Below are 24948 nucleotides of genomic sequence, written 5' to 3'. Positions count from 1 at the left end.
CAAAATTGAGGAGGAATTTCAATGAATGCGAAAAGACAAACAATTTGGCTCGTTTCTATGCTTAGTTTAATGGTGGTGCTTTCCGCCTATTATCTGTTCACAGAGGATGTCAATAAGCTTGATTTAGCCACAACGGAAACGATCAATAAATCACAAGAAGTGAAGATTGATATGAGTCAGGTTGATCCTGCGAATGCAGCGAAAACAGATGTGAAAGCGACAACAGGCGGAGATGCAAAAGTCGACACGAAAGCTGTGACTCCGCAAAATTCAACAAAAACAGACGTGAAAGCCGATCCTAAAACGGATGCTAAAACAACAACGACGCAGGATGCTTCCAAAGCAACTACACCAAATACGGCTAAAACGGACGATCAAGTTTTGAAGATGGTTGAAGAGCAAGCGAGAACGACATCGGCTAGCGATTATTTCACGAATGAGCAAATGAAACAAAGAGATTATTTCAGCAAAACATCCTCTGATTTGATGGAAATCATTATCGATTCGAAGAAGACACCTGAAGCTGTAGCCAAAGCGACAAATGATTTAGCGAAGTTGACTGATATTCAAGAAAAAGTAGAAAATTTACAAGATGTGCTTATGAAGGATTTCCCGCAAGCTATTATTAATCAAGATGGAAATAAATGGAAAGTAACAGTTCAAAGCGATAAATTGGAGAAAAGCCAAGGTGTAACGATCGTTGACTTGGTGATGAAAGAGCTCGGTACAGGTCCGGAAAATATTAAGATTCAATATGTTCGTCCTTAGTAAAAAGAGGTGAGATTAACCTGCCCAGGATGGCGATGGAAAGGGTCCGGACAAACTGGACTCTTTCCATTTCTTGCGTTTATGGGTATAATACATACGTTGCGGCTATGAAACCGCATTTTTTACTGGTTCACCAACCTTGAAGGAGTGACATGAATGTTCAAATTGAGTGAAATCAAAGAGTTGATCAAACTCGTCGATCAATCCTCTTTACAAGAGCTTGAAATCGAAAATGAAGGTGCACGCCTTTCAATTCGCAAGCCGAATAAAACGGAGTCTGTCTATGTAACAGCCCCCGTTCAACACACGTATGCTCCGATCGGTCAAGCAAGCATTGCTAACACAGCACCTGCTGCCGCTCTCGAAGCTTCTATCCCTGCGACTACTGGACATGCTAAGCAAGAGGACTCATCTTTACATAAGATAGTTTCACCAATGGTAGGAACCTTCTATCAGTCTGCTTCTCCTGGCTCTGCTCCTTTCGTAAGTGTTGGCTCCAAGGTGGGCGACAAAAACGTCGTCTGTATTGTGGAAGCTATGAAATTGATGAATGAAATCGAAGCTGAAATTAAAGGTGAAATCGTTGAAGTACTTGTAGATAACGGTCAGCTTGTTGAGTACGGACAACCTTTGTTTTTAGTTAGACCAGAGTAAGCGAATAGTAGGCTCTTATGCTTATGACGCAGTTTTGCTTGAGCAAAACTCAGTACACGCTTATGATGCAAGTTTTCCTAACGGAAAACTCTTAGGAGGAAAAATAATGAAATTTCATAAAATCCTAATAGCGAACCGCGGAGAAATTGCTGTTCGTATTATCCGAGCTTGTCGCGAGCTCGGCATGTATACAGTGGCTGTTTATTCGGAAGCCGATCGTGATGCGCTTCATGTGCGTCTAGCCGACGAAGCCTATTGTATTGGGCCGACTGCCTCCAAGGACAGCTATTTGAACTTCACGAACTTGATGAGTGTTGCTACGCTAACAGAATGTGATGCGATCCATCCTGGATATGGCTTCTTAGCAGAAAATGCGGACTTCGCAGAAATTTGCGAGAGCTGCAATATTACATTTATCGGTCCATCTCCAGATGCGATAAGCCGGATGGGTGATAAAGCGGTTGCCAAGCAAACAATGAAAGAAGCAAGAGTACCGATCATTCCAGGCTCAGACGGTTTGGTTGAGAACATTGACGACGCGATCGTCATAGCAAGAGATATCGGTTACCCGATCATTATTAAAGCGACAGCAGGCGGCGGCGGTAAAGGAATACGTATTGCCGAGAACGAGGAAACACTCGTACAGCAAATTACGGCAGCGCAGCAAGAAGCACAAAATGCTTTTGGCAACGCAGGTATATATTTGGAGAAATACTTGACAGGCATGAAGCATGTTGAGATTCAAATTTTAGCTGATAAACACGGCAATGTTGTTCACTTAGGTGAGCGCGACTGTTCCGTACAACGCCGCAGACAGAAGCTTGTTGAGGAAGCTCCTTGCCCGATTCTGACAGCAGAAACACGCACAGCGATGGGGCAAGCGGCCGTTCGTGCAGCGAAAGCCGTTAATTATTCAGGTGCAGGAACACTTGAATTCCTACTCGGTCCTGATGGTAATTTCTACTTCATGGAAATGAACACGAGAATCCAGGTTGAGCATCCCGTAACCGAAATGATTACAGGAATTGATATCATCCAAGAGATGATTCGTGTTGCAGAAGGCAATCCATTATCTTTTGCACAAGAGGATGTCCACATCAATGGATGGGCTATTGAGTGCCGTGTGAATGCGGAGGATCCGAATCGGAACTTCATGCCTTCAGCGGGTCAAGTGAAGTTTTACTTGCCGCCAGGTGGTTTTGGCGTTCGTGTTGACAGCGCGGTATATCCGGGCTATACAATCCCGCCGCATTATGATTCCATGATCGCTAAGCTTATTGTTTGGGGAAATACACGAGAAGAAGCGATTGCCCGCATGAAAAGAGCGCTAACCGAGTTTGCGGTGGATGGTGTAAACACGACGATTCCATTCCATTTGAAGCTGCTTGAGCACAAGAAATTTATCAAGGGTGACCATGATATTAAATTCTTGGAAGAGCATGATGTGAATGATCCAGAATCGTAAGACAAACATTTGTCATATTTTTGGCGAAATGGTATAGTAATAAATTAAGATGGCTTATCCAAACCATGGATCAAGCAAGGGAATGCTTATGAAACAAGTTTGTTTCACAAACTCTAGGGAGGTGCCACAATGAGCACAATCGCTCCGGATTACGTCAAAACAGACATGGGCAGCATCCAAATTGCCCCCGAGGTTATCGAAATCATTGCCGGTTTGGCAACGGTGGAAGTGCAAGGAGTAGCGGGGATGAGTGGCGGATTAGCTGGCGGCATTGCTGAATTGCTTGGACGCAAGAATTTGTCCAAAGGCGTAAAGGTAGAAGTCGGACAACGTGAAGCAGCCATTGACGTCTCCATTATTATTGAATATGGCAATCGAATTCCTGAAGTTGCAAGCGACATTCAACAAAATGTGAAGCAGGCAATTGAATCGATGACAGGCTTAAACGTTGTTGAAGTCAACGTTCATATTCATGATGTTCATTTTAAACAGGTGGATAAACCGGTTGAAGAAGAAACAGCAGCTGCTCATCGTGTGAAATAGGCGGATTGCTGCATCCATATGGATCAATTGAAACCCCCTACAGGTTGCAGGGGGTTTCCTCTAACTATAGGAAGGGGACAAGCTTACGTGGGTAAAATTGTGGACAGGCTCTTGCTACTTCTCTATAGCCTAATTATTCTAATTGCTTCTATCGTTGTTTTGTTCACAGCTTCGAGCTGGATCCCGTTAGAACAAGCAGGTCAAGTGTTAAGTAATTTTTATTTCGAAAAAAGCTTTGCGTATCCGGCGATTATCATCAGCCTGATCATGCTGTTGATCTCTGTTCGTTTCCTCATATTAACGCTGCGCCGTGGTCGTTCTCAAGCGCCATCTATCGACCAACGAACGGATTTCGGAGATATTCGCATCTCGATAGAAACGGTTGAGAATTTATCTCTGAAAGCTGCTGGTCGTACCAAAGGTGCCAAAGATTTACGGGCCCGTGTAAGGGTGAATCAATCAGGTCTAGAAATTACGATCAGAACCATTGTGGATGGGGAAAGTTCGATTCCTGAACTTACTGAAGAGATGCAAAGTACTGTGAAAAGTTACATCGAAGATATTACTGGCATTCCTGTAGCTTCCGTAACCGTATTCGTAGCGAACATCGTGCAATCATCCCCAACTTTTAAAAGCCGAGTCGAATAGAGGTGAACCCACTCATGTGGAATGAGCTGTGGGAGTCCCATAGGGGCAAAGTGATCGGAGTGGCAGCAGGCGTTTTCTTCGGCTTCATTTATTTATTTTTTGGTTTTTGGGATATGTTGATCTTTGGATTCATTGTTCTGGTCGGCTTTTATGTTGGGAACAAACTGGATCGGAAAGAAAGTTTCGTCATTCTTGAAGACATTTGGCGCTATCTCACGCAAAAATGGAGAATGTTTCGCTAAAATCCCTGGTTCTACCATGGATTTTTTTGTTTGGATTCATTCCAATATGACGTATACTAGTAAAAAGAGTTTTTTAGGACGAATTACATCCATGATTGCTTAAGAAGTCAGTTTTCTAACTTTTAGGAGGACCACAATGAAACGCAGAGTTGCACGAGAAATTGCTGTACAAAGCCTTTACCAAATCCAGATGAATGAGGCTACACCTCAGGAAGCTGTCCAAATTGCGATTCATGAAGCAGAGCATGATAATGAAACAGAGTTGAATTTTTCCGGAGATAAAATTGACCCTCTATACATTGTTGAGCTCGTTGAGGGTACATACAGTAACAAAGTTAGAATTGATGAACTGCTTGAAGAGTACTTAAAAGGTTGGGCGATGGACAGGCTTTCACGAATTGATCGTGAAGTGCTGCGTTTGGCTGTGTATGAAATGCTGTACAGAGATGATGTTCCACCTAAAGTTGTCGTCAATGAGGCGATTGATTTGGCCAAGCATTATGGCACGGAAGAGTCAGGTAAGTTCGTTAACGGAGTACTTGGTAAAATGATTAAAGAAGTTGAAGATTTAAAGGGCAAAGTTACACCGTCCTAATTAACATTGATTATTCAACCATTTATATATAGCCATAGCAAACGTTTTTCACAAAACTCTTAGGGGGAAATAACATGTCTGCACAAGTTATTAATGGGAAAGAACTCGTGAGTTCCATCCGTGAGGAGATCAGGTCAGATGCGGCCGCGCTAACTGCGCAAGGCAACCAGCCTGGTCTTGTCGTTGTTATTGTGGGAGAAGATGCGGCTTCACAGGTATACGTAAGGAACAAAGCGAAAGCCTGTGATGATGTAGGGATTTATTCCGAAGTACATCGCTTACCGGAACATACAACGCAACAAGAGTTAATTGCTCTTATTCATAAATTTAATAGCGATAACCGAATTAACGGTATTCTTGTTCAATCACCGCTGCCTAAGCATATCAATGAAGAGGCTGTTGTTGATGAAATTGATCCGCTTAAGGACGTGGATTGCTTCCACCCCATTAATGTCGGTAACTTGATGATTGGCAAAGACGGCATGAAGCCATGTACACCGCATGGTGTTATCGAAATCCTAAAACGCACAGGAGTTGAAATAGCTGGTAAGCACGCTGTTGTTGTAGGAAGAAGCAACATCGTAGGCAAGCCAATGGCTATGCTGCTTCTGCGCGAGCACGCGACGGTATCTGTTGTGCACTCTCGTACTCCGAATATGGAGGAAATCACGAAACAAGCGGATATTCTTGTTGTAGCTGTCGGTAAAGCGAATTTAATTAAAGCTCATCACGTGAAGCCTGGTGCTGTCGTTATCGATGTGGGGATGAATCGTCCTGCTGATGGCAAACTGACAGGAGATGTTGATTTCGAAGCGGTTAAAGAGATTGCAAGTGCAATCACACCCGTACCCGGTTGCGTAGGTCCAATGACGATTACCATGCTGCTTCGAAACACTGTTGATGCAGCTAGTCGCGCAGCTAAAGCGAATGTGAGCGTTTAATCAGGCTTATGGCGAGAAACGAGACGAAGATCTTATCTGTCAAGGATTTGAACCGGTATATTAAACTCATGCTAGAGGGCGATTCCCGTCTGCAGGATGTTTGGGTTCGTGGGGAAATCTCTAATTTTACTCACCATTCCAGCGGTCATATGTATTTTACGATCAAGGATGCGGATGGCAGGCTCAAAAGCATCATGTTTGCTTCTCATAACCAGAAGCTCGGTTTTATACCAAAAGAGGGAACGAAAGTGATCGCTCGCGGCAATATTTCCGTATATGAAAGAGACGGAGCGTATCAGTTTTATGTGACGGCGATGCAGCCGGATGGCATCGGCAGTTTGTATATGGCCTTTGAGCAGCTCAAGAAGAAGCTCGAAGGGGAAGGGCTGTTCGCGGCGGAGCGCAAGAAACCGATTCCTCGGTTTCCGCGCGCGATCGGCGTGATTACGTCTCCGACAGGAGCCGCTGTGCGTGATGTCATCATCACGCTGCAGCGCCGCTACCCGTCGGTCCAGATTCTCCTGTACCCTGTATTGGTACAGGGTGCGCAAGCGGCTCCTTCGATCGTCAAGGCGATCGAAGCGATGAACCGGCTCGGTGAAGCCGACGTGCTCATCGTGGGCCGCGGCGGGGGCTCGCTCGAGGAGCTCTGGGCGTTCAACGAGGAAGCCGTTGCGCGGGCTATCTGCGCCTCCGCGATTCCCGTCATCTCGGCCGTCGGCCACGAGACGGACTTCACGATCGCGGACTTCGTCGCCGATCTCAGGGCACCGACGCCTACGGCGGCGGCTGAGCTCGCGGTGCCGAACCGCCTCGAGCTAAAGCAGCAGCTGTCGCAGCAATCGCAGCGGCTGCACTACGGGCTGCTTCAGCAGCTGCGCCGCAAGCAGGAACGGCTGGAGCGCGCGAAGCGCTCCCCGTTCCTGACGAACCCCCGCAGGCAGCTGCTAATGCAGCCCGCGGAGCGGCTCGACCGGCTGGCGGAGCAGCTCGGTTACCGGATGCGCCAGCGCCTAACGCTGCTGGCGGAACGGCGATTGAAGCTGGAGCGCCGCTTATCCAGCTTCAATCCCAAAGAGCAGGCCGTGTCCGCAAGGCGGCGCTTGGATACTTCCAAGCGGCAGATGCTCACGGCCATGCAGACTCTCCTGCGTACGAAGAAGCAGGAGTGGCAGTCCGGCGTCCGTCATTTGGACGCCCTCAGCCCGCTGAAGGTCATGCAGCGGGGGTACAGCTTGGCGTATGACGAACAAGAGCAGGAGCTCATTCGTTCAGTGTCCCAAGTGAAGGTTGGAGATTTCGTTAAGATTCGTCTCAAGGACGGAAGGTTGAATTGTCAGGTATCGGGGATGGAGGAGAATAAAGATGTCTACGAGTGAAACGGAAGTTAGCTTTGAACTGGCCATTGAACAGCTGGAGCGCATAGTTGCCCAATTGGAAAGCGGCGATGTGCCTTTGGAGAAAGCCATTGAGCTATATCAGGAAGGCGTTCGGCTCTCCCATCTGTGCGGTGTGAAGCTTGAACAAGTGGAGAAGAAAATCGAGATGCTGGTTGAAGGTGAGTCGGGCACTGTTAGCAGGAAGCCTTTCCAACCTGTCTTAGAGGATAAGGGGAATTAGGTTGAATAAGACGTCTACCATTCATGAATATATAGCTTCCCATGCAGAAATGGTTGAAGCGGCTTTAATCCAAGCGCTGCCTGCAGCATGGGATGTTCCTGGTTCACTGCGTGAGTCCATGAACTACTCCTTAATGGCTGGAGGCAAGCGCTTGCGCCCCATTCTGGTGCTAGCAGCAGCTGAAGTGCTGGGGGGTTCCCTAGAAGCAGCGATGCCTGTTGCTTTAGCCATAGAGATGGTTCATACATATTCCCTGGTTCATGACGATTTGCCAGCAATGGATAATGATGATTATCGCCGAGGCAAACTGACGAATCATAAGGTATATGGTGAGGCCATGGCCATTCTAGCTGGCGATGCATTGCTGACTCATGCATTCTTCAGCATTACGCAGGCCCATAGAGGCCATGGCATTTCAGCTGAGCGTGTGCTCTCCATTACAGAAGAACTTGCCATTTATGCAGGGGCGAGAGGGATGGTTGGCGGTCAAGCTGCCGATATGCTCGGGGAGCAAGGCATTACAAAACTTGAAGAATTAGCTTTTATTCATATGCATAAAACGAGTGATCTCATTGTTTTCTCCTTGCGTGCCGGCGGTCATATTGCCGGAGCCACGGATGCGCAACTTCGTGCACTTAGTGAATTCGGCCATGCCATTGGTCTTGCTTTTCAAATTCAGGATGATATTTTGGATATTATCGGCGATGAGAAAAAGTTAGGTAAGCCTGTTAAGAGTGATGAGAAGCAGCAGAAGGTAACTTATCCCTTTTTCATCGGGATCGAAGCCTCGGAGCAGAAAGTTAAGGATTTAACGAATCAGGCTAAAGAAGCGCTGCTTCGTGCACAGATTGCGCACCCAGAGAGGCTTCTTCAACTGGCGGATTACTTAATGCAAAGAGATCATTAATCCTTTATTGGGTGTATTATTCCCCTTGCGTTTTTGTCGTTTTACACGAAATACCCAATTTATGATATAATAGTGAAATCGATCTCAGTATTTTCACATTGAAAGTGAGGAAACAAGCGTGCTGCTCGAACAAATCAATCGGCCTGAGGACTTGAAGCGTTTATCCTTGACGGAGCTTGAGATATTGGCTGGTGAAATCCGTCAATTTCTGATTGAGAAGCTGTCCGTTACAGGTGGACACTTGTCCTCCAATTTAGGTGTGGTTGAGCTCACCATTGCTTTACATACCTTGTTCCACAGCCCGTATGATAAATTTATTTTTGATGTGGGTCATCAAGCTTACGTACACAAAATTTTAACCGGTCGCAAAGATAAATTCGATACCCTGCGCAAGTACAAGGGACTTTGTGGATTCGTGAAACGTTCTGAAAGTGAACATGACGTCTGGGAAGCCGGACATAGCAGTACTTCACTGTCAGCCGCAATGGGAATGGCGATGGCCCGCGATCTGAAAGGTGAACATAATAAAGTTGTTGCCATTATTGGTGATGGAGCGATAACCGGTGGTATGGCGTTAGAAGCAATGAACCACATTGGTCATGAGAAGAAAAATATTATGGTCATTCTTAATGACAATGAAATGTCGATTGCGCCCAATGTCGGGGCTATTCATAATTATTTGAGCAAAATTCGTTCGGATCGTCATTATTTGAAGGCCAAAGAAGAAGTTGAACATTTACTTAAGAAAATTCCTGCCATCGGCGGCACCTTGGCCAAAACCGCGGAAAAGCTGAAGGACAGTCTGAAATATTTTGTGTTAAACGGTGTTTGGTTTGAGGAATTAGGGTTCACTTACATTGGGCCTGTAGATGGACATAATTTACCGGTATTGCTCGACACGCTTAAACAGGCCGAGAAAGTCAACGGTCCTGTACTTGTTCATGTCGTAACGACCAAAGGCAAAGGGTATACGCCAGCTGAACAGGATTCACACAGTTGGCATGGTCCAGGACCTTACAAGATTGAATCAGGTCAGGTGCTTAAATCAGTAGGTCCTCCTATGTATACAGAAATTTTCGGGAATACGTTAATCGAGCTTGCTGAGAAGGATTCCAGAATTGTTGCTGTTACTCCGGCTATGCCTGGAGGCTCTGGGTTACTGAAGTTCGCGAAGCAGTTCCCCGATCGGATGATTGACGTCGGGATTGCGGAGCAGCATGCGGCAACACTATGTGCAGGTCTTGCGAGTGAAGGCATGAAACCCGTATTTGCGGTATATTCCACTTTTCTGCAGAGAGCCTATGACCAAGTCGTCCACGACATTTGCCGTCCTAAGCTGAATGTTACATTTGCTATTGACCGTGCAGGGTTCGTGGGTCCAGATGGCGAGACCCATCATGGTGCATACGACATTTCATTTCTACGATCGCTGCCGAACATGGTGCTTATGATGCCTAAGGACGAACGTGAGTTAAGGGATATGATGCAGACGGCTCTTGAGTACAATGATGGACCAATCGCATACCGCTATCCTAGAAATAGTGGGACGGGATCGAGTGTTGTTGAAGCGCCAAAAGCGATTCCAATCGGTACGTGGGAGACATTGCGTGACGGGGATTATGCGGCTGTACTTGCTGTTGGACCGATGGTGCAGATTGCGGAAGAGGCAGCCGAACAATTAGCTAAGGAAGGCATCAACCTTCGCGTTGTCAATGCTCGATTCATTAAACCGCTTGATGAAGCCTATTTACTTCAGCTAGCGAGTGAGTCTATTCCAATTATCACGATGGAGGAAGGTTCTATCCAAGGCGGACTTGGCAGCAGTGTAGTAGAATTCTACGCAGCCAAAGGGGTCGTTGGATTGCACGTTCAAATAATGGGGATCCCGGATTATTTCGTTGAGCATGGAAGCGTGAAGGAACAACGTGAAGAAGTTGGACTTACCACACAAAACTTAATCACGGAAGTGAAGAAGCTAGTGCCACGTAAACGACAACGAGCTTAGGCTATGGATGATAAGAATAGGAGTAACACAAACACAATGTCATCGGATAAAGAACGATTAGATCTATTGCTTCTTGAGCAAGGCTATTTCGAAAGCAGAGAAAAGGCAAAGGCCGCCATTATGGCAGGCCTTGTTTTTGCTGATGAAGAACCTGTAGATAAAGCAGGTATGAAGATCAGCCGGAAGGCTGTATTGAAAGTGAAAGGTGCGCTTCATCCCTATGTGAGTAGAGGCGGCCTTAAGTTAGAGAAGGCATTGAAACAATTTGATATTGATCTAAATGGAGCAGTTATGCTTGATATTGGAGCCTCGACAGGCGGATTTACAGACTGTGCTCTGCAAAATGGTGCTTCCTCTGTGTACGCCGTCGATGTTGGCTATAATCAATTGGACTGGTCGCTTCGTAATGATGAACGTGTTCATGTTATGGAGAGAACGAATTTCCGCTATACGAAAATGGAAGATTTGAACGGTCCACGACCTACATTTGCAAGCATTGATGTATCTTTCATTTCGCTGCGTATTATTTTACCGCCACTGAAAGAGATCTTGTTAGATCAGGGGCATGTGGTTGCCCTCATTAAACCTCAGTTCGAGGCAGGTAGAGAGAAAGTCGGCAAATCCGGTGTTGTACGCGATCCAGATGTTCATGTGGATGTGCTGAGCACCGTGTTAACTTTTGCAGAAGAGTTAGGCTTTCGCTTGAAAGGGTTGACATACTCACCAATCACAGGAGGGGAAGGGAATATTGAATTCCTTGCCTATTGGTCTAGTGATTCTGATGACGTTACTTCTCTTGCTGACGCTTCATCCCTGAAAGAGTTGATTGCAGTGACGGTCAAAGAAGCACAGAAATTGCATGGCAAATAAACTCATCTTTGTGAACGCCTTTTTGCGGCCCAGAGATGGGTTTTTTCAGTAGATTGGAAAGTATCCTTGCTTTGCATCACTCGTCCATAATGAACGATGGAGTCATTTATCCTTGCTTCAAAAAAAGGATTTTCCGGGTAAATCCGCGAATACTATGGCGAGGTGAGGGACATGGAACAAGGCGATGTTAAAGTCATTTTGTTAATCCTGATCATAGTTGTAGGCATTATCTTTTGGCGATTCCAAAGGTGGCTAGACGGACCGAATAAGAAAAGAAGAAGGATTCCTAGACACTCAGAAATACCGCAGGATGAAGTCGTGGAGCTGCTTGAAGGAGCAGGTTTCGATGTGCTTGCCGGAAAAACCAAAATTCCCATCACCATGAAGGTCAACGAAAGAGAACAGCTGGAAAGCCGGTTATTCATCGACTACTTTGCCCAGAAAGAAGAACAAATTTACCTCGTAAAAGTAGCGAAGGAACGTAAACCGCTTGAAATGACAGGAAGCGCAGTTCGCGATATGCTTCTAGCCTATAGTCTGATTTATCCAGAAGCTGACGGTGTGCTTTATGTGGATATGGCACTAAACAAAATAAAAAAAATCACATTTCATATAGAGGTGTAAGGATGAAAGGTCAAAGGCATGTAAAAATTAGAGAGATTATTACGAACCACGAGATTGAGACGCAGGATGAATTGGTGGAGACTCTTCGGGCTGCTGGCTTTCATGTCACTCAGGCGACAGTCTCACGCGATATCAAAGAGCTTCATCTGATTAAGGTTCCCTTGGATGATGGCAGATATAAGTACTCCATGCCCGCGGATCAGCGATTTAATCCGATGCAAAGACTGCGTAGAGCATTGAGTGACCATTTTGTTAGCATTGACCATACCGACAATCTTGTCGTGATGAAATGTTTGCCAGGCACAGCCAACACGATTTGCGCACTTATTGATAATCTAGAGTGGAACGGTGTCATGGGAACGATTTGCGGAGATGATACCATTCTTGTGATTTGCCGCGGCAAAGAGAACAGCCTCACTTTTGTGAATGATGTCATGTCATTACTATCTTAATTTCAGGAGGAGCACATGCTTACAGAACTTTCGATTCGTAATTTGGCTGTTATTGAACATGTACATATTCGTTTCAAAGCTGGTTTTCATGTCCTAACAGGAGAAACAGGCGCAGGTAAATCGATTATTATCGATGCTTTAACACTCATAGTTGGTGGTAGAGGATCTTCGGAGTTAGTACGTTACGGTGCAGACAAAGCAGAAATAGAAGCAATGTTTGAATTACCATCCACGCATCCGGTTTGGCATACGCTTACAGAACTCGGCATAAGTGCGGATGCCGGTGAGCATTTGCTCATTCGAAGAGAAATTACGGCAACTGGTAAAAGCTCCAGCCGAATTAATGGCCAGCTTGTTAACTTGACAATGCTTCGTAAAACGGGTGAGTGGCTGGTTAATATTCATGGTCAGCATGAGCATCAATCCCTGCTGAATGTAGATGAACACATTCATTCTCTTGATTTATTTGGTGATTCTGAAGTTGAGGCTGCAAAGAAAAACTATCAAGCTAGCTTTGATCAATATATGAAGCTGCAAAAAGAGCTGAGAGAGCTTCAAGAAACAAGTAAACAAGCGCTTCAAATGCTAGATTTATATCGTTTTCAAATCGATGAAATTTCGGCTGCAAAGCTCAAAATGGGGGAAGATGAGACCTTAATCGAAGAGAAGCGAAAACTGGCTAATGCGGAGAAATTATTTCAAAGCTCTTCCGAGGCCTATGATTTCCTCTATGCGACGAATCGTGGGTTAGATGCTGCCGGAAAGGCGGTTTCCAGATTGCAGGATATTGTACAACTTGATCCAACGAAGCTAAGTCCTCTTCTCGAGCAGGCGCAATCCGCTTATTATCAGATGGAAGACGCAGCTTATCAATTGCGGGACTATCGAGATGGCATCGAGTTTAATCCGTCGCGTTTGGATTTTATTGAGCAAAGATTAGATATGATCACGTCTCTAAGGCGAAAATATGGAGAGAATATTAAAGAAATACTCGGTTATTTGGATAAAATAAAAAGTGAAGTCGATACCATTGAAAATAAAGATGAGCATATTCGCAAATTAGAAGACAAGCTTGCGGCCGAAGAAAAGCAGTTGGGCGAGGCGGCTTTAGATCTTTCCAATTTGCGCAAAGGGATAGCAGAACAGCTAGCAAATCAAATTGAGCATGAACTTCGCGATCTGCAGATGGAACGCACACAGTTCCGAGTAAAAGTAGAGCAAACACTTGATGAACGCGGCATTCTTGTTGAAGGAAACAAAGTGCGTTACTCACGGCAAGGAATTGATCAAATTGAGTTTCTCATGGCACCCAATCCTGGAGAGCCTTTACGCGGTCTTAGTAAAATTGCTTCTGGCGGAGAGCTTTCTCGTATTATGCTCGCGATGAAAACTATATTTGCACGCATTGATCAAATTCCTGTCCTTGTTTTCGACGAAGTTGATACAGGTGTGAGTGGCCGCGCGGCGCAAGCTATTGCAGAAAAAATGTCCGTTTTGTCAACAAACTGCCAAGTTTTCTCGATTACGCACTTACCTCAAGTGGCAAGCTTCGCTGATGTACATTTCTATATCCGGAAAGAAGTGGATCAAGAACGTACGTTTACACGTGTTCAAGATATGCCTGATTCTGGACGAATTGAGGAATTAGCGAGAATGCTTGGCGGAGTCGAAGTGACGGAAACCACCCTGCATCATGCTGGGGAAATGCTTACCATGGCAAGAAATAAGAAAGCAAGGGCATGAAAGTATAGATAGTCAGCATTTTCAGTTATAAAACGGGGAGAGTGGGGTTAACTTAAAGGTACGCATTTGACGACACCCATCGTCAGGGCTCAAGGAAGTGTGAAGGAGCGTGAAGATATTGCAATCCAGCAAAAGAAAAAGATTGTTCGGACTCCTGCTCGTCTTCTTCGTTTGTATGGTAAGTTTGTCTCCGCCTTTTCAAAGCTTTGCCTCCTTCCCTCAGGAACTTCGCTTATTCAGCGGTCAGGGGAAGCAGCTCCAACTAACAATGCCGGTCAACGCCCAAGTCACGGTAAAAGATACGGATATTGTAAAGGTTAACGGCAATGCCAAGCACTCATTTCAAGTTAATTTGAAAGAACCCATCTCTTTGCAATCCGATCACTCTGGGCAAACAGAAATGAAGCTCAAGCTGTTCGGTGCAATCCCCATCAAGACAGTTAAAGTCAATGTAGTGCCGGATTTGAAAGTCATCCCAGGTGGTCAAACGATCGGTGTGAAAATTAAGTCTGCCGGTATTTTGGTCGTAGGTCATCATTTAGTAACTGTTGCCCAAGACCAAAAAGTTTCACCTGGTGAAGAAGCAAAAATTCAAGTAGGTGATTTAATTACTAAAATCAATGGCAAAGATTCCAAGGATGTTAGTAAGGTTGCTGATCTTGTAGCCAAATCCGGAGAAAGCAAAACACCGTTGGAGCTAAAAATCCTTCGTAACAATGAAGAGATTATTGTGAAGCTGCAGCCTGTCTATGACGTCGTAGATAAGTCGTATCGCTTGGGCCTGTACATTCGAGATTCAGCTGCGGGTGTTGGTACTCTAACCTTCTACGCACCAGATCAAGGCGTGTACGGGGCACTGGGACATGTTATCACGGATATGGATACCCAAACGCCAATCATCGTTGGTGACGGCGATATTGTGTACTCAAATGTGACCTCTATTTCTAAAAGTCACAATGGAGATCCCGGTGAGAAACATGCTACCTTGTACAAAGATAGTAAAGTTATTGGTAATATCGAAAGGAACACGGCATTCGGTATTTTTGGAAAAATGTATGCTGCTCCTGACCACAGCTTGGATAAAGAAGCCATACCTGTTGCTTTTGCTGAAGAAGTGAAAGAAGGGCCTGCTCAAATTTATACGGTCGTGGAAGGACAGAAGGTTGAGAAATTTGACATTCAAGTTGTCCATGTATCCAAACAAGAAATTCCAGGAACAAAAGGTATGGTGATTAAAATCACTGATCCACGGTTGTTAGATAAAACAGGCGGTATTGTTCAAGGGATGAGCGGCAGCCCAATTATCCAGAATGGCAAGTTAATTGGAGCCGTCACACACGTATTCGTGAATGATCCTACAAGTGGCTACGGTTGTTTCATAGAATGGATGCTTCAGGACTCGGGTATAATCCTTAGACCTTCATCAGGAGCTTCGTACAAAGAATCAAAGGCGAGCTAAAAGCCTTTGATTCTTTATTTTATTTTAACCTCATTCTACAAGGAAAACGCGGCTTTATGTGAATTTGTCGAAAAATGTTGGAAATAGAAGATAAATATATTATTATATAAGAAAGTGAAATAAAAGAAAAGAAAAATAATATTCGACAGAAGGAATTTAAGTTGGGGTGTCGAATACCTATACTTAAGAGAGAATTACCAACTTGTATGAGTAGCTAAAGGAGGATTTTAAGTTGCAAAAAATTCAGGTGTTACTGGCAGATGATAATCGTGAGTTTACCCATTTATTATCAGAGTTCATTGGTGAGCAAGAGGATATGGAAATTGTAGGAGTGGCGTACAACGGTAACGAAGTTCTTCGTTTTCTTGAACAACAACGTGAATTGCCGGATGTACTCATTTTAGATATTATTATGCCTCACTTGGATGGCCTGGGTGTACTTGAAAAAATGCGTGAGATGAATCTTCCCACACAACCGAAAATCATCATGCTAACCGCTTTTGGGCAAGAAAATATCACTCAAAAAGCTGTGCAACTTGGAGCCTCTTACTACATTCTTAAGCCTTTTGATATGGAAACGTTAACGAATCGTATTCGCCAGCTTGTTGGCAACAATCAAGCATCTGCAACAACTTCAACGTCGCGTGCAAATATTGTACATATGCCTAAAGGTAAAAACTTAGATGCTAATATCACTAGCATCATACATGAAATCGGCGTTCCTGCGCATATTAAAGGATATCAATATCTTCGCGAAGCGATTACTATGGTTTATAACAATATCGAAATCCTTGGCGCGATCACCAAAACTTTGTACCCAGCTATTGCTGAGAAGTACAAGACTACGCCTAGCCGCGTTGAACGGGCTATCCGACACGCGATTGAAGTCGCTTGGACGCGCGGCAACATTGACAGCATTAGCTTTATTTTTGGCTATACGATTAATATCTCGAAATCAAAGCCGACGAATAGTGAATTCATCGCGATGGTTGCCGATAAGCTTCGTATCGAGCATAAGGTTTCTTGAGAGGGTTAGAATCTTTGTAATGTTTCGGAGGGCATCAGAATGAAATATGAGCTCGGTCGCTGCCTACTTAGTGAGCGATTACTTGAGTCCAACATGACTATCGGTGAACTGGCTCGAACATTGTTCTACAAGCCAGAGCGGATTACCGACTTTGTTGAAAACAAAAGAATCATGCCGCTTAAGTCTGCTATATCTATCGCTGACACCCTAGGGTGTGATGTGAATGATTTGTATGAATTGGTTACGATCGAGTCTAATATTTTGAATTGATGGCTGTAATCCTATATATCAAAAAGCGGGCGCTCTTATCCAGAGCGTTCTTTTTAGTTTATTTTAGACTTAAAATGAAGAAGGGAATGTTAAAAAGACTACCTATGAGTATAGGTAGCCCTTCTATATTGATTTCTAATTACCAAACAAATGCGCTAGTGATGATAACCAGCAAAATAAACAGTACCAAGATTGCTGCTGGAGAAGTATAACCTACGCCAGTTCCACAACTCATCCGAATCAACCTCCAACTGATATTGGTTTGTGTTTCAAGATAGCTTATGACTATTTTTGAGGAAAGTTTGGGCGAATCGAATGATTGTGCTATTGTCCCTACTCTTGAAAAAAATCCGATTGGAGGTTGTTAATCAATTCTTGGAACCTCACGATGCGGATTTACGTTAATACATCTAGTCGATTATTTTCATTAGAAATTAAAAGACTATTCCAATAAGTTTAAGCTTGGAGGCGGCATAGAAGTTGTTATTTATATTGACGAGTATCGTAGTGGGAATTGTGTGCGTTATTGTTCTATTTATGAATGTTTACCCTGTTTTTGGACGGAAACCATCGAAGGAGAAGACTCTGGCTTTCTCTCGATCCTCTCAATATTTGAATGGGAAATTCGAAAATCCAGTTCCTACCATGATGAATATGGGCTTCAAGAATACAGTGGGGATCTTGCTCGATTTTGCGAAAAGCAGTCCTAATCGACGTCCCAATACGCAATTAGTTATGGGAGCCCCCGATTTGACCAAGGATCTGGAAACAAAAGTGACCTGGTTTGGTCATTCGGCTTCCTTACTAACGATCGATGGGAAAGCCCTCTTATTAGATCCCATGTTCGGGAAAGCTCCTTCTCCGTTTCCATGGTTAGGGAAGGGAAGATATAGCGGTGGATTGCCTTTTGAAATTGAGCAGCTGCCTGTGATTGATGCCGTCATTTTGTCACATGACCATTATGATCATTTGGATTATGGAACGATCATGAAAATTAAGCATAAAGTGAACAAGTTTTTAGTCCCGCTTGGGGTTAGTGGTCATCTGATCAGATGGGGTGTCCAGCCAGAGAAGATCGAAGAGTATGATTGGTGGGATGAGTTAACGTTTGAAGGTTTAACGTTAGCCTGTACGCCAGCTATACACTTTTCGGGGAGAAGCATGACGGATCGCGGTGCTACCCTATGGTGCTCGTGGGTGATCAAAGGAAAGCAGTCCAGCATTTTCTTCAGCGGTGATAGTGGGTATTCCTCTCATTTCAAAGAAATTGGACTTAAATATGGTCCGTTCGATCTTACTTTGATGGAGTGCGGTCAATACGATGATCGCTGGTCTGATATTCATATGATGCCAGAAGAAACGGTTCAAGCCCATATGGATGTGAAAGGGAAGCTGATGATACCGATACATTGGGGGGCATTCACGCTGGCCTTGCATGATTGGACAGATCCGGTAGAACGTGCCACAAGGGCAGCGCATGTTAACAAAGTGTCAATTGTCACACCAAAAATAGGTCAAACTGTTACCGTGAACGCCGCGGATTACCCGATAGAAGCTTGGTGGAAGTAGAGGAATCAATGCCAACTATACGACAGGAGTTACTTATTCATGCACCTATCGAGGTTTGTTTTGATTTGGCAAGGAGTATAGATATCCATGCGAAATCGACCTCCCATACGAAGGAACGAGCAATAGCAGGCAGGACTCAGGGATTGATTGAGCATGGAGAAACAGTGACTTGGGAAGCTTATCATTTAGGTATTAAGCAGCAGTTGACTGCCCAAATTACTGAGATGGAGAAGCCGAATTATTTTGTAGATGAAATGGTAAAAGGGGCATTCAAGCGATTTCATCATACACATGAATTTGTTACTGTAGATCAAGGTACATTGATGGTAGACACGTTCGATTACACATCGCCTTTTGGAGGATTGGGGAAGATTGTTGATCACTTGTTTCTAGCAAAGTATATGACTCAATTTCTTAAAATGCGCAATAACTATGTGAAGAAAATTGCTGAAGAGATAGCCCAGTCTACAAGGTCTGTTAGGTAAGAACTGGATAGTAAGACTCCCACATGTTATTATGGATAAGGCTGGTAGGTCGAAGTGATCAGGAGAGAAGAAGAATCTATGGTTGAACAAAAAAGTGAACGAAAATTCCATTTTCTGGGTGTGCTGCTTGGTATAGCGGTCGATAACTTAGGGACTTTGATATCGACTACGTTAATTGGCGGTATATATTTTGCTAATCGCCCGGTGGATGAGCAAGATGTAAGTGTTATATATTCGAATGTAGGCCTATTACTCTTGCTTTTGGTAGTTGGTTTGTTCTGGTCGTTTCTTGGCGGATACATCGCCGCTAAGGTTGCGAAGCGTGCCGAATACTTCAATGCAGCCATTATTGGCGTCATCGGCGCTGCAATCGGATTTGATTCTATGTTAACGAATCATAGCATTCCATTATGGTATGAGTTGATTGGTTTTGTCGTCATCGTACCGGTTTCTCTGTTAGGTGGATTTGTGGCCTTGAAGAGGAAAAAAGCCCCATTAAAATGAATGTAGGATCGTAAAAAAGAGACTCGGTGATGTCGATCACCGGGTCTCTTGGCGTTATTAGCACATTTAACTAGTTGTAGTTGGCATGTGAGCGAGCATGGTTGCCTTTACTTTGTCGATCGTTTCTTGTAAATTCATATTCTCAAAAACATGCTCACAATCTTTGCGGTAGGAGACTTCCTCTATGTAGTGGTTCATGTAGTGGTCTATGACGTCCGTTGGCGTGTTTCGAGCAAGCATGCGTTCCATGATCGTTTGTTTGTTGACATAGATGAACAAGCGGATTGCTCTTTCTCCAAATGTATACTTGAAACGGTTAGCTGCATAACGATTCACAATGACATAGATAAGTCCGTCTTTGCGAAGCGCTTCATCGATGTCCGCTTTCTTAATCCCATAGAAATTCCCATCAATTTCAGCAGTTTGAAAAAATTCACCTGCAATGTCACAATCGATGAAAACTTTGCGTGAGATGAAATTATAATCTTTCCCGTTGACTTCTTTGGGTCTAGGTGTTCGAGTTGTGTAGGAGACGACAGATGAGAAACCAAGTTCTTTGGCAATGTGATGGGCAATTGTTTTACGACCGGAACCGCTTGTGCCAGTAAATACAAACACCAATCCATTCGTTTCATGACTGCTCATATCAATTCCTCCTTCATATAATGAAAGCGATATCTTGATAGATTCATTATAGTACGAAAATTCTGAAAATTAAAGAAATACTTTCTCGTTTGATAGGAATCAAAGGGTTAAAATACGCTATAATAGATAGCATCACGTCGTTTAAATGGAAAGGAATCTAACAATGCCTAAATATGCGAATTTGAGTGCGGAAGCAACGGAATTTTTACGTCAAAAAACCGGAAGCAGTCACTTAGAGTGTTATACCTATATTGACCCGGAGCGTGGAGAGGATAGTTTTTTTATCGTTAAAACGATCAACAAGGTCATTCAAGTTTCTTTTGCCGAAATGACCTATGATCCAAGCAGTTACCAGAGTTTGATGGAAGGACTCTACCGGGCCATCTATGAATAAATACGTGACAACCCTATCGATAGATGGTAGGATGATCGTAATTGCATATCAATGGAATTAGGTGCCATATATCCTTTCGGATTTATGGTTAAAAGGGAAGACCGGTGAAATACCGGCACGGACCCGCCACTGTAAAAATCGCCGTTATTACGGTAACTCCTTGCAACATGCCACTGGGTAACAACCTGGGAAGGTGCAAGGGGATGATTAAGTCAGGAGACCTGCCTAATTCAACAACACAATAACCCTACGAGGAATTAGGGAGTGTTAGAGAGCGGTTACTTCTGGTTTTATTAACTGTAGTAATTTACCAAGCATTTCTAACATGACTTATGTTAGGGATGCTTTTTTTGTTTGTGTAATTATGGGAAAGGGTGATACAAATTGTCAGGAAAACTGCTCATTATCGGCTTTGGGCCGGGGAGTTTTGAACATATTACGAAGCGTGCACGGGAAGCGATTCAGGAAAGTGAAGTTATCATCGGATATAACACCTATGTGGATCTTATCGCAGGTCTGTTAACTGAACAGCAAGTAGTTCGAACAGGTATGACAGAAGAAGTGAGTCGTGCGCAAGAGGCTGTGCGGCAAGCCAAGCAGGGTAAGAAAGTTGCCGTTATTTCCAGTGGAGACGCCGGCGTGTATGGGATGGCCGGTCTTGTCTATGAGGTATTGATGGAACAAGGCTGGACCCGTGAGGATGGCGTCCAAGTGGAAGTGATTCCTGGCATTTCAGCTGTTCATTCGGCTGGATCTCTGCTAGGTGCTCCAATTATGCATGATTCATGCACTATAAGCTTAAGTGATCATCTTACGCCCTGGGAGCTGATCGCGAAGCGGGTCGAGGCAGCGGGGATGGCGGATTTCGTTATTGCCCTCTATAATCCGCGAAGCGGTAGACGGACTAGACAAATCGTTGAGACTCAGCGCATACTCCTAAAGCATCGTTCTCCTTTAACACCTGTTGGGATTGTCAAAAGTGCTTATCGAGATCGCGAGCATGTTGTTGTGACGACGCTTGCCGATATGCTGAATCACGATATTGGTATGTTAACAACCATTATTATTGGTAATTCTGCAACTAAACTGTATGAAGGTCTCATGATTACACCACGCGGTTATCAGCGGAAATACACATTAGGGGCTGAAACACAGCCGCTTAAACCACATCAAAGGTTGAAATCCGAGGCGGAGCCGTGGGCTTTGGAACAATTGGATGAGCAGGATTGGGATGAATCCATGGAGGACTTCGATGAAGATGATGAACTCATGGATGATGAGGTTACTGAAAGTAAAGAACCGTCCCTGCTGAAATCATCGCCGAATTTGTCACCTAGCAACTCCTTACAACTTGCAATGGAAGCCTTGCAGCTAGTATCCAAAGGGACTGAAGTGGTGCCTTTTGAATTTGACAATAAGCTGACTGCGACCCAATCGATCTTTGAGTTTGCCGTAAGCCCAGGTATTGCGAATAAAAAGTTAACAGCAGCCCAACTGTGTGCTTTAGGCGAGATTGTTGGAGATCGTGGAGATATTGAGTACTCACCGCATCATCAATTGATTGTTCGTGTGCAAACCAATAACCCTAAGCAGATTACCTCCGAACTAAGTGTGCTTGGATTATTGTTATCTCCGATTGGTGATGTTGCCCAAATTAAAGCATGCGACTTTTGTAATTTGGAAAAAGGTGAATCTATTCCTTATGCGGAAGCCATTCATAATCGAATTGGTAATCTAGAGGTGCCAAAAGAGCTGAAAATTGGGTTCAATGGATGTGGTATGGCTTGTTATGGGGCGGTTCAGCAAGATATCGGCATTGTTTACCGCAAAGAGAAATTTGATCTATTTCTTGGCGGAAAAACAGTAGGTCGAAATGCACATGCGGCTCAGCCTGTTGCAGAAGGAATTGATCCTGAGGAGCTTGTTGGATTAGTTGGCAGAATCGTGGAACGTTACCAAAAAGAAGGACACCCGAACGAACGGTTTCATAAATATTTCAAGCGTGTTAAAGAAATTGAAGGTTACCGCCATCAAGAAATGGTAGGTTTCGTCATCGAGAATGCCATTTGCGGCGATTAGAATTAGGAGGAATAAAAGATGAATGCTGTTTTATTTGTGGGTCATGGGAGTCGGGAAGAAGGCGGGAATGAGGAAGTTCGCCTCTTTGTTTCAGAAATTGCGAGTAAGATGCAAGAGCAAATTGTGGAGACATGTTTCTTGGAATTTGTTCAACCAACGATTATGCAAGGAATTGATCGCTGTGTAGAGCTAGGGGCTACTCATATTGTGGTCATTCCGATTATCTTATTTGCGGCTGGACATGCGAAAATTCATATTCCGTCTTCTATCGATGATGCGAAATTAAAATATCCTTTTGTGAAATTTACATACGGTAGACCTATTGGGGTACACGAACAAATTCTGGATATTTTATCCTCTAGGGTAGAAGATCTCGGAGTTCAATTGAAAGAGGACTTAGGTGAAACAGCTTTACTTATTGTTGGACGTGGAAGCAGTGATGCAGATGCGAATAGCGATCTGTTTAAAATCTCTCGTTTATTCTGGGAGAAGCTTCAGGTGAAATGGGTGGAAACAGCCTTTATCGGAGTTACAGCACCTCTGATGGATGCTGGGATTGAGCGATGTTTACTGCTCGGAGCGAAGAAGGTAATCATTTTGCCATATTTCCTGTTCACAGGCGTTTTGATTGGGCGCATGGAACAATTGGTTCAAGGGTATCGCGAAACATATCCAGATAAACAATTCCAGATGGCACCTTATTTTGGCTTCCATCCGCTGCTGCAAGAGATTCTGATTGGACGCGCGCAGGAGGCGCTTCAGGATGAAGTGAAGATGAACTGCGACATGTGCCAATATCGACTAGAGGCAATGAAGCATATTGATCATCATCACCATCATGATCATGACGATCATCACCATCACGATCACACTCACGACCACGATCATCATGACCATGAGCATAAACACGACCACGACCACGACCACGATCACGAGCATCACGAGAATCACGAGAATCACGAGCATGATCATGACCATGCTCATTCAAGAGGTGACAAACGATGATTCTCGTTCTTGCAGGTACGAGTGACGCTAGGGAGCTGGCGTTAGGAATTCGAGCAGCAGGATACGCTGTGCTCACAACAGTTGTGACCGAGAGCGCAGCAAAGAGCATGGAGGCGGAAGGGCTTCCGGTACTTACTGGTCGCCTAACCGCGGAAGACATGAACCAGCTAGTTCAAGATAAAGGTTTACGCGTGGTTGTTGATGCAACCCACCCTTTTGCGGAGGAAGCGTCGAAGAATGCAATGGCGGCGGCTAAGCTGGCGGCAGTACCTTATGTTCGTTTCGAACGTCAAAGCTTGTCCATCGAGCAAAGTGCACTTGTTACGACGGTTGATGATTATAAACAGGCTGCAGAGCTAGCGGCTGAGAAGCGTGGCAGCATTATGCTGACAACCGGCAGCAAAACATTGAAGATTTTTGCTGATCGCCTAATTGGGCTTCCCGATACGAGGCTCATTGCGCGGATGCTTCCACGCCAAGATAATATGGAGAAATGCGAAGAACTGGGTATTGAGCAGAAAAATATTGTGGCCATGCAGGGCCCTTTTTCCAAAGAGTTAAATAAAGCTCTTTATGACCATTACAAAGTTACCTTGATGATAACGAAAGAAAGCGGGAAAGTCGGAGCTGTGGATGAGAAGCTCGAAGCAGCACTCGAAATGGGGATTCCGAGTATTGTCATAGGTAGACCGGAACTTGAATATGGAACTCTTTATTCAGACTTTCAAGGCGTTATTCAATTTATAAACGATAGCATTCATAAGGAGGGCTAAATATGATGGATTTTCATACGGAATTCAAACCATTAACCGTACAACCGCAAGAAATTGAAGAGAAAAGCTTTGAGATGATTACAGAGGAATTGGGCGAGCATCCGTTTACCCCGGAGCAATATCCCGTTGTACAGCGTGTGATTCATGCTTCAGCGGATTTTGAATTAGGACGCAGTCTTGTTTTTCATCCGAGAGCAATCGAAGCAGGTATTGCAGCTATTCGAGCTGGTAAAATCGTTGTGGCTGACGTTCAGATGGTGCAAGTCGGCATTAGTAAACCGCGTATTGAGCAATTCGGCGGCGATGTCAGAGTGTATATCTCGGATAAGGATGTCATGGAGGAAGCCAAGCGTCTGAACACGACACGTGCGATTATTTCGATTCGCAAAGCAATTAAGGAAGCAGATGGAGCTATTTATGCCATTGGGAACGCACCGACAGCCCTGCTGGAGCTGATTCGACTCGTCAAAGAAGGAATCGCGAAGCCGGGGCTCATCGTCGGTGTGCCTGTTGGATTTGTTTCCGCAGCGGAATCGAAGGATGAACTGGCCAAACTGGACATTCCGTTCATCACGAACATTGGCCGCAAAGGCGGCAGTCCCGTTGCCGTCGCAGCCGTCAACGCGCTGTCCATCATGGCGGCGCGTAAGGAGTAGCGCCT

Annotated in this window: 29 protein-coding genes and 1 riboswitch; of the genes, 27 read left to right on the top strand and 2 right to left on the bottom strand. The window is 44.5% G+C overall.

The window, feature by feature from the left end:
• Window positions 1–21: 21 nt before the first annotated feature.
• From ASD40_RS27935 to ASD40_RS27845, 19 genes are all read left to right on the top strand, one after another.
• On the top strand, window positions 22–768 hold the full coding sequence (locus ASD40_RS27935; RefSeq protein ID WP_057306421.1) for a SpoIIIAH-like family protein: 747 nt from the start codon (window positions 22–24) through the stop codon (window positions 766–768).
• Window positions 769–924: 156 nt separating this feature from the next.
• Complete coding sequence (gene accB / locus ASD40_RS27930; RefSeq protein ID WP_057306420.1) at window positions 925–1422, top strand: acetyl-CoA carboxylase biotin carboxyl carrier protein; 498 nt, start codon at window positions 925–927, stop codon at window positions 1420–1422.
• 106 nt (window positions 1423–1528) lie between these two features.
• Window positions 1529–2887 (top strand): acetyl-CoA carboxylase biotin carboxylase subunit, encoded by a 1359-nt coding sequence (accC, locus tag ASD40_RS27925; RefSeq protein WP_057306419.1) that lies wholly within the window; start codon window positions 1529–1531, stop codon window positions 2885–2887.
• A 129-nt stretch (window positions 2888–3016) separates the two neighbouring features.
• Window positions 3017–3430 carry an Asp23/Gls24 family envelope stress response protein gene (locus ASD40_RS27920; protein WP_057306418.1) on the top strand — a complete coding sequence of 138 codons (414 nt, stop codon included), beginning with the start codon at window positions 3017–3019 and terminating at the stop codon, window positions 3428–3430.
• 87 nt (window positions 3431–3517) lie between these two features.
• A complete protein-coding gene (gene amaP, locus ASD40_RS27915; RefSeq protein ID WP_057306417.1) occupies window positions 3518–4078 on the top strand; it encodes an alkaline shock response membrane anchor protein AmaP in 561 nt (186 codons plus the stop codon).
• A gap of 14 nt (window positions 4079–4092) precedes the next feature.
• Window positions 4093–4320: a DUF2273 domain-containing protein gene (locus ASD40_RS27910; protein ID WP_057306416.1), complete on the top strand. Its 228-nt coding sequence runs from the start codon at window positions 4093–4095 to the stop codon at window positions 4318–4320.
• Window positions 4321–4456: 136 nt separating this feature from the next.
• Window positions 4457–4915 (top strand): transcription antitermination factor NusB, encoded by a 459-nt coding sequence (nusB, locus tag ASD40_RS27905; protein ID WP_057306415.1) that lies wholly within the window; start codon window positions 4457–4459, stop codon window positions 4913–4915.
• A 74-nt stretch (window positions 4916–4989) separates the two neighbouring features.
• Complete coding sequence (folD, locus tag ASD40_RS27900; protein WP_057306414.1) at window positions 4990–5856, top strand: bifunctional methylenetetrahydrofolate dehydrogenase/methenyltetrahydrofolate cyclohydrolase FolD; 867 nt, start codon at window positions 4990–4992, stop codon at window positions 5854–5856.
• Between the two features lie 8 nt (window positions 5857–5864).
• Complete coding sequence (gene xseA, locus ASD40_RS27895; RefSeq protein ID WP_057306413.1) at window positions 5865–7235, top strand: exodeoxyribonuclease VII large subunit; 1371 nt, start codon at window positions 5865–5867, stop codon at window positions 7233–7235.
• Window positions 7222–7476 (top strand): exodeoxyribonuclease VII small subunit, encoded by a 255-nt coding sequence (gene xseB, locus ASD40_RS27890; protein WP_057306412.1) that lies wholly within the window; start codon window positions 7222–7224, stop codon window positions 7474–7476. Before xseA ends, xseB begins: the two co-directional genes overlap by 14 nt.
• A gap of 49 nt (window positions 7477–7525) precedes the next feature.
• A complete protein-coding gene (locus tag ASD40_RS27885) occupies window positions 7526–8383 on the top strand; it encodes a polyprenyl synthetase family protein (RefSeq protein WP_082562567.1) in 858 nt (285 codons plus the stop codon).
• Between the two features lie 118 nt (window positions 8384–8501).
• Entirely contained in the window at window positions 8502–10388 is a 1887-nt protein-coding gene (dxs, locus tag ASD40_RS27880) for a 1-deoxy-D-xylulose-5-phosphate synthase (RefSeq protein WP_057306410.1), read from the top strand.
• A gap of 36 nt (window positions 10389–10424) precedes the next feature.
• The gene (locus ASD40_RS27875) at window positions 10425–11258 is read left to right on the top strand and encodes a TlyA family RNA methyltransferase (protein ID WP_057306409.1); all 834 of its coding nucleotides are present in this window, start codon (window positions 10425–10427) and stop codon (window positions 11256–11258) included.
• Window positions 11259–11429: 171 nt separating this feature from the next.
• Complete coding sequence (locus tag ASD40_RS27870; RefSeq protein ID WP_057306408.1) at window positions 11430–11882, top strand: hypothetical protein; 453 nt, start codon at window positions 11430–11432, stop codon at window positions 11880–11882.
• 2 nt (window positions 11883–11884) lie between these two features.
• A complete protein-coding gene (ahrC, locus tag ASD40_RS27865; protein WP_057306407.1) occupies window positions 11885–12334 on the top strand; it encodes a transcriptional regulator AhrC/ArgR in 450 nt (149 codons plus the stop codon).
• Between the two features lie 15 nt (window positions 12335–12349).
• Window positions 12350–14077, top strand: a complete 1728-nt coding sequence (gene recN, locus ASD40_RS27860) for a DNA repair protein RecN (protein WP_057306406.1) — start codon at window positions 12350–12352, stop codon at window positions 14075–14077.
• 118 nt (window positions 14078–14195) lie between these two features.
• Window positions 14196–15536: a SpoIVB peptidase gene (spoIVB, locus tag ASD40_RS27855; RefSeq protein WP_057306405.1), complete on the top strand. Its 1341-nt coding sequence runs from the start codon at window positions 14196–14198 to the stop codon at window positions 15534–15536.
• Between the two features lie 232 nt (window positions 15537–15768).
• On the top strand, window positions 15769–16563 hold the full coding sequence (gene spo0A / locus ASD40_RS27850; RefSeq protein ID WP_047673954.1) for a sporulation transcription factor Spo0A: 795 nt from the start codon (window positions 15769–15771) through the stop codon (window positions 16561–16563).
• Between the two features lie 39 nt (window positions 16564–16602).
• The gene (locus ASD40_RS27845; protein ID WP_057306404.1) at window positions 16603–16833 is read left to right on the top strand and encodes a helix-turn-helix domain-containing protein; all 231 of its coding nucleotides are present in this window, start codon (window positions 16603–16605) and stop codon (window positions 16831–16833) included.
• A gap of 139 nt (window positions 16834–16972) precedes the next feature.
• Here ASD40_RS27845 and ASD40_RS37530 read toward each other — a convergent pair whose 3' ends face one another.
• Window positions 16973–17068, bottom strand: a complete 96-nt coding sequence (locus tag ASD40_RS37530; protein ID WP_156390218.1) for a YjcZ family sporulation protein — start codon at window positions 17066–17068, stop codon at window positions 16973–16975.
• 254 nt (window positions 17069–17322) lie between these two features.
• On the opposite strand from ASD40_RS37530, the gene ASD40_RS27840 reads away from it, so the two are divergent.
• From ASD40_RS27840 to ASD40_RS27830, 3 genes are all read left to right on the top strand, one after another.
• Window positions 17323–18402 (top strand): MBL fold metallo-hydrolase, encoded by a 1080-nt coding sequence (locus tag ASD40_RS27840; protein ID WP_442952750.1) that lies wholly within the window; start codon window positions 17323–17325, stop codon window positions 18400–18402.
• 8 nt (window positions 18403–18410) lie between these two features.
• Window positions 18411–18887 carry an SRPBCC family protein gene (locus tag ASD40_RS27835; RefSeq protein WP_057306403.1) on the top strand — a complete coding sequence of 159 codons (477 nt, stop codon included), beginning with the start codon at window positions 18411–18413 and terminating at the stop codon, window positions 18885–18887.
• Window positions 18888–18965: 78 nt separating this feature from the next.
• Complete coding sequence (locus ASD40_RS27830; protein WP_057306402.1) at window positions 18966–19391, top strand: hypothetical protein; 426 nt, start codon at window positions 18966–18968, stop codon at window positions 19389–19391.
• 66 nt (window positions 19392–19457) lie between these two features.
• Here the strand turns inward: ASD40_RS27830 and ASD40_RS27825 are convergent, their stop codons facing one another.
• The gene (locus ASD40_RS27825) at window positions 19458–20036 is read right to left on the bottom strand and encodes a guanylate kinase (RefSeq protein WP_057306401.1); all 579 of its coding nucleotides are present in this window, start codon (window positions 20034–20036) and stop codon (window positions 19458–19460) included.
• 163 nt (window positions 20037–20199) lie between these two features.
• Between ASD40_RS27825 and ASD40_RS27820 the strand changes: the two genes are divergently transcribed.
• The 5 genes from ASD40_RS27820 (at window position 20200) to ASD40_RS27800 (ending at window position 24943) form a co-directional block, all read left to right on the top strand.
• Window positions 20200–20430, top strand: coding sequence for a hypothetical protein (locus tag ASD40_RS27820; protein ID WP_057306400.1), 231 nt, complete (start codon window positions 20200–20202; stop codon window positions 20428–20430).
• Between the two features lie 42 nt (window positions 20431–20472).
• Window positions 20473–20673: riboswitch (cobalamin riboswitch) on the top strand.
• Window positions 20674–20814: 141 nt separating this feature from the next.
• Window positions 20815–22509, top strand: a complete 1695-nt coding sequence (gene cobJ, locus ASD40_RS27815; RefSeq protein ID WP_057306399.1) for a precorrin-3B C(17)-methyltransferase — start codon at window positions 20815–20817, stop codon at window positions 22507–22509.
• Between the two features lie 18 nt (window positions 22510–22527).
• The gene (locus tag ASD40_RS27810) at window positions 22528–23514 is read left to right on the top strand and encodes a sirohydrochlorin chelatase (RefSeq protein ID WP_057306398.1); all 987 of its coding nucleotides are present in this window, start codon (window positions 22528–22530) and stop codon (window positions 23512–23514) included.
• Window positions 23511–24287, top strand: a complete 777-nt coding sequence (gene cobK / locus ASD40_RS27805; protein WP_057306397.1) for a precorrin-6A reductase — start codon at window positions 23511–23513, stop codon at window positions 24285–24287. Before ASD40_RS27810 ends, cobK begins: the two co-directional genes overlap by 4 nt.
• Before the next feature lie 5 nt (window positions 24288–24292).
• Complete coding sequence (locus ASD40_RS27800; RefSeq protein WP_057307057.1) at window positions 24293–24943, top strand: precorrin-8X methylmutase; 651 nt, start codon at window positions 24293–24295, stop codon at window positions 24941–24943.
• Window positions 24944–24948: the final 5 nt, after the last annotated feature.

The sequence above is a fragment of the Paenibacillus sp. Root444D2 genome, from assembly GCF_001426375.1.
Lineage (GTDB): Bacteria > Bacillota > Bacilli > Paenibacillales > NBRC-103111 > Paenibacillus_E.
Note: the sequence above shows the minus strand (reverse complement) of the source record. Positions and strands in the feature narration are given on the sequence as shown.

Coding starts and splice junctions, on each gene's coding strand:
- ASD40_RS27910 (WP_057306416.1), top strand. CDS start 4,093: ATGTGGAATGAGCTGTGGGAGTCCCATAGGGGCAAAGTGATCGGAGTG.
- accB (WP_057306420.1), top strand. CDS start 925: ATGTTCAAATTGAGTGAAATCAAAGAGTTGATCAAACTCGTCGATCAA.
- ASD40_RS27810 (WP_057306398.1), top strand. CDS start 22,528: ATGAATGCTGTTTTATTTGTGGGTCATGGGAGTCGGGAAGAAGGCGGG.
- folD (WP_057306414.1), top strand. CDS start 4,990: ATGTCTGCACAAGTTATTAATGGGAAAGAACTCGTGAGTTCCATCCGT.
- ASD40_RS27830 (WP_057306402.1), top strand. CDS start 18,966: ATGGTTGAACAAAAAAGTGAACGAAAATTCCATTTTCTGGGTGTGCTG.
- ASD40_RS27845 (WP_057306404.1), top strand. CDS start 16,603: ATGAAATATGAGCTCGGTCGCTGCCTACTTAGTGAGCGATTACTTGAG.
- ASD40_RS27820 (WP_057306400.1), top strand. CDS start 20,200: ATGCCTAAATATGCGAATTTGAGTGCGGAAGCAACGGAATTTTTACGT.
- recN (WP_057306406.1), top strand. CDS start 12,350: ATGCTTACAGAACTTTCGATTCGTAATTTGGCTGTTATTGAACATGTA.
- nusB (WP_057306415.1), top strand. CDS start 4,457: ATGAAACGCAGAGTTGCACGAGAAATTGCTGTACAAAGCCTTTACCAA.
- ASD40_RS37530 (WP_156390218.1), bottom strand. CDS start 17,068: ATGAGTTGTGGAACTGGCGTAGGTTATACTTCTCCAGCAGCAATCTTG.
- xseA (WP_057306413.1), top strand. CDS start 5,865: ATGGCGAGAAACGAGACGAAGATCTTATCTGTCAAGGATTTGAACCGG.
- xseB (WP_057306412.1), top strand. CDS start 7,222: ATGTCTACGAGTGAAACGGAAGTTAGCTTTGAACTGGCCATTGAACAG.
- ASD40_RS27870 (WP_057306408.1), top strand. CDS start 11,430: ATGGAACAAGGCGATGTTAAAGTCATTTTGTTAATCCTGATCATAGTT.
- accC (WP_057306419.1), top strand. CDS start 1,529: ATGAAATTTCATAAAATCCTAATAGCGAACCGCGGAGAAATTGCTGTT.
- ASD40_RS27800 (WP_057307057.1), top strand. CDS start 24,293: ATGGATTTTCATACGGAATTCAAACCATTAACCGTACAACCGCAAGAA.
- ASD40_RS27835 (WP_057306403.1), top strand. CDS start 18,411: ATGCCAACTATACGACAGGAGTTACTTATTCATGCACCTATCGAGGTT.
- ASD40_RS27825 (WP_057306401.1), bottom strand. CDS start 20,036: ATGAGCAGTCATGAAACGAATGGATTGGTGTTTGTATTTACTGGCACA.
- cobK (WP_057306397.1), top strand. CDS start 23,511: ATGATTCTCGTTCTTGCAGGTACGAGTGACGCTAGGGAGCTGGCGTTA.
- ASD40_RS27885 (WP_082562567.1), top strand. CDS start 7,526: ATGGTTGAAGCGGCTTTAATCCAAGCGCTGCCTGCAGCATGGGATGTT.
- ASD40_RS27875 (WP_057306409.1), top strand. CDS start 10,425: ATGTCATCGGATAAAGAACGATTAGATCTATTGCTTCTTGAGCAAGGC.
- ASD40_RS27920 (WP_057306418.1), top strand. CDS start 3,017: ATGAGCACAATCGCTCCGGATTACGTCAAAACAGACATGGGCAGCATC.
- ASD40_RS27935 (WP_057306421.1), top strand. CDS start 22: ATGAATGCGAAAAGACAAACAATTTGGCTCGTTTCTATGCTTAGTTTA.
- ahrC (WP_057306407.1), top strand. CDS start 11,885: ATGAAAGGTCAAAGGCATGTAAAAATTAGAGAGATTATTACGAACCAC.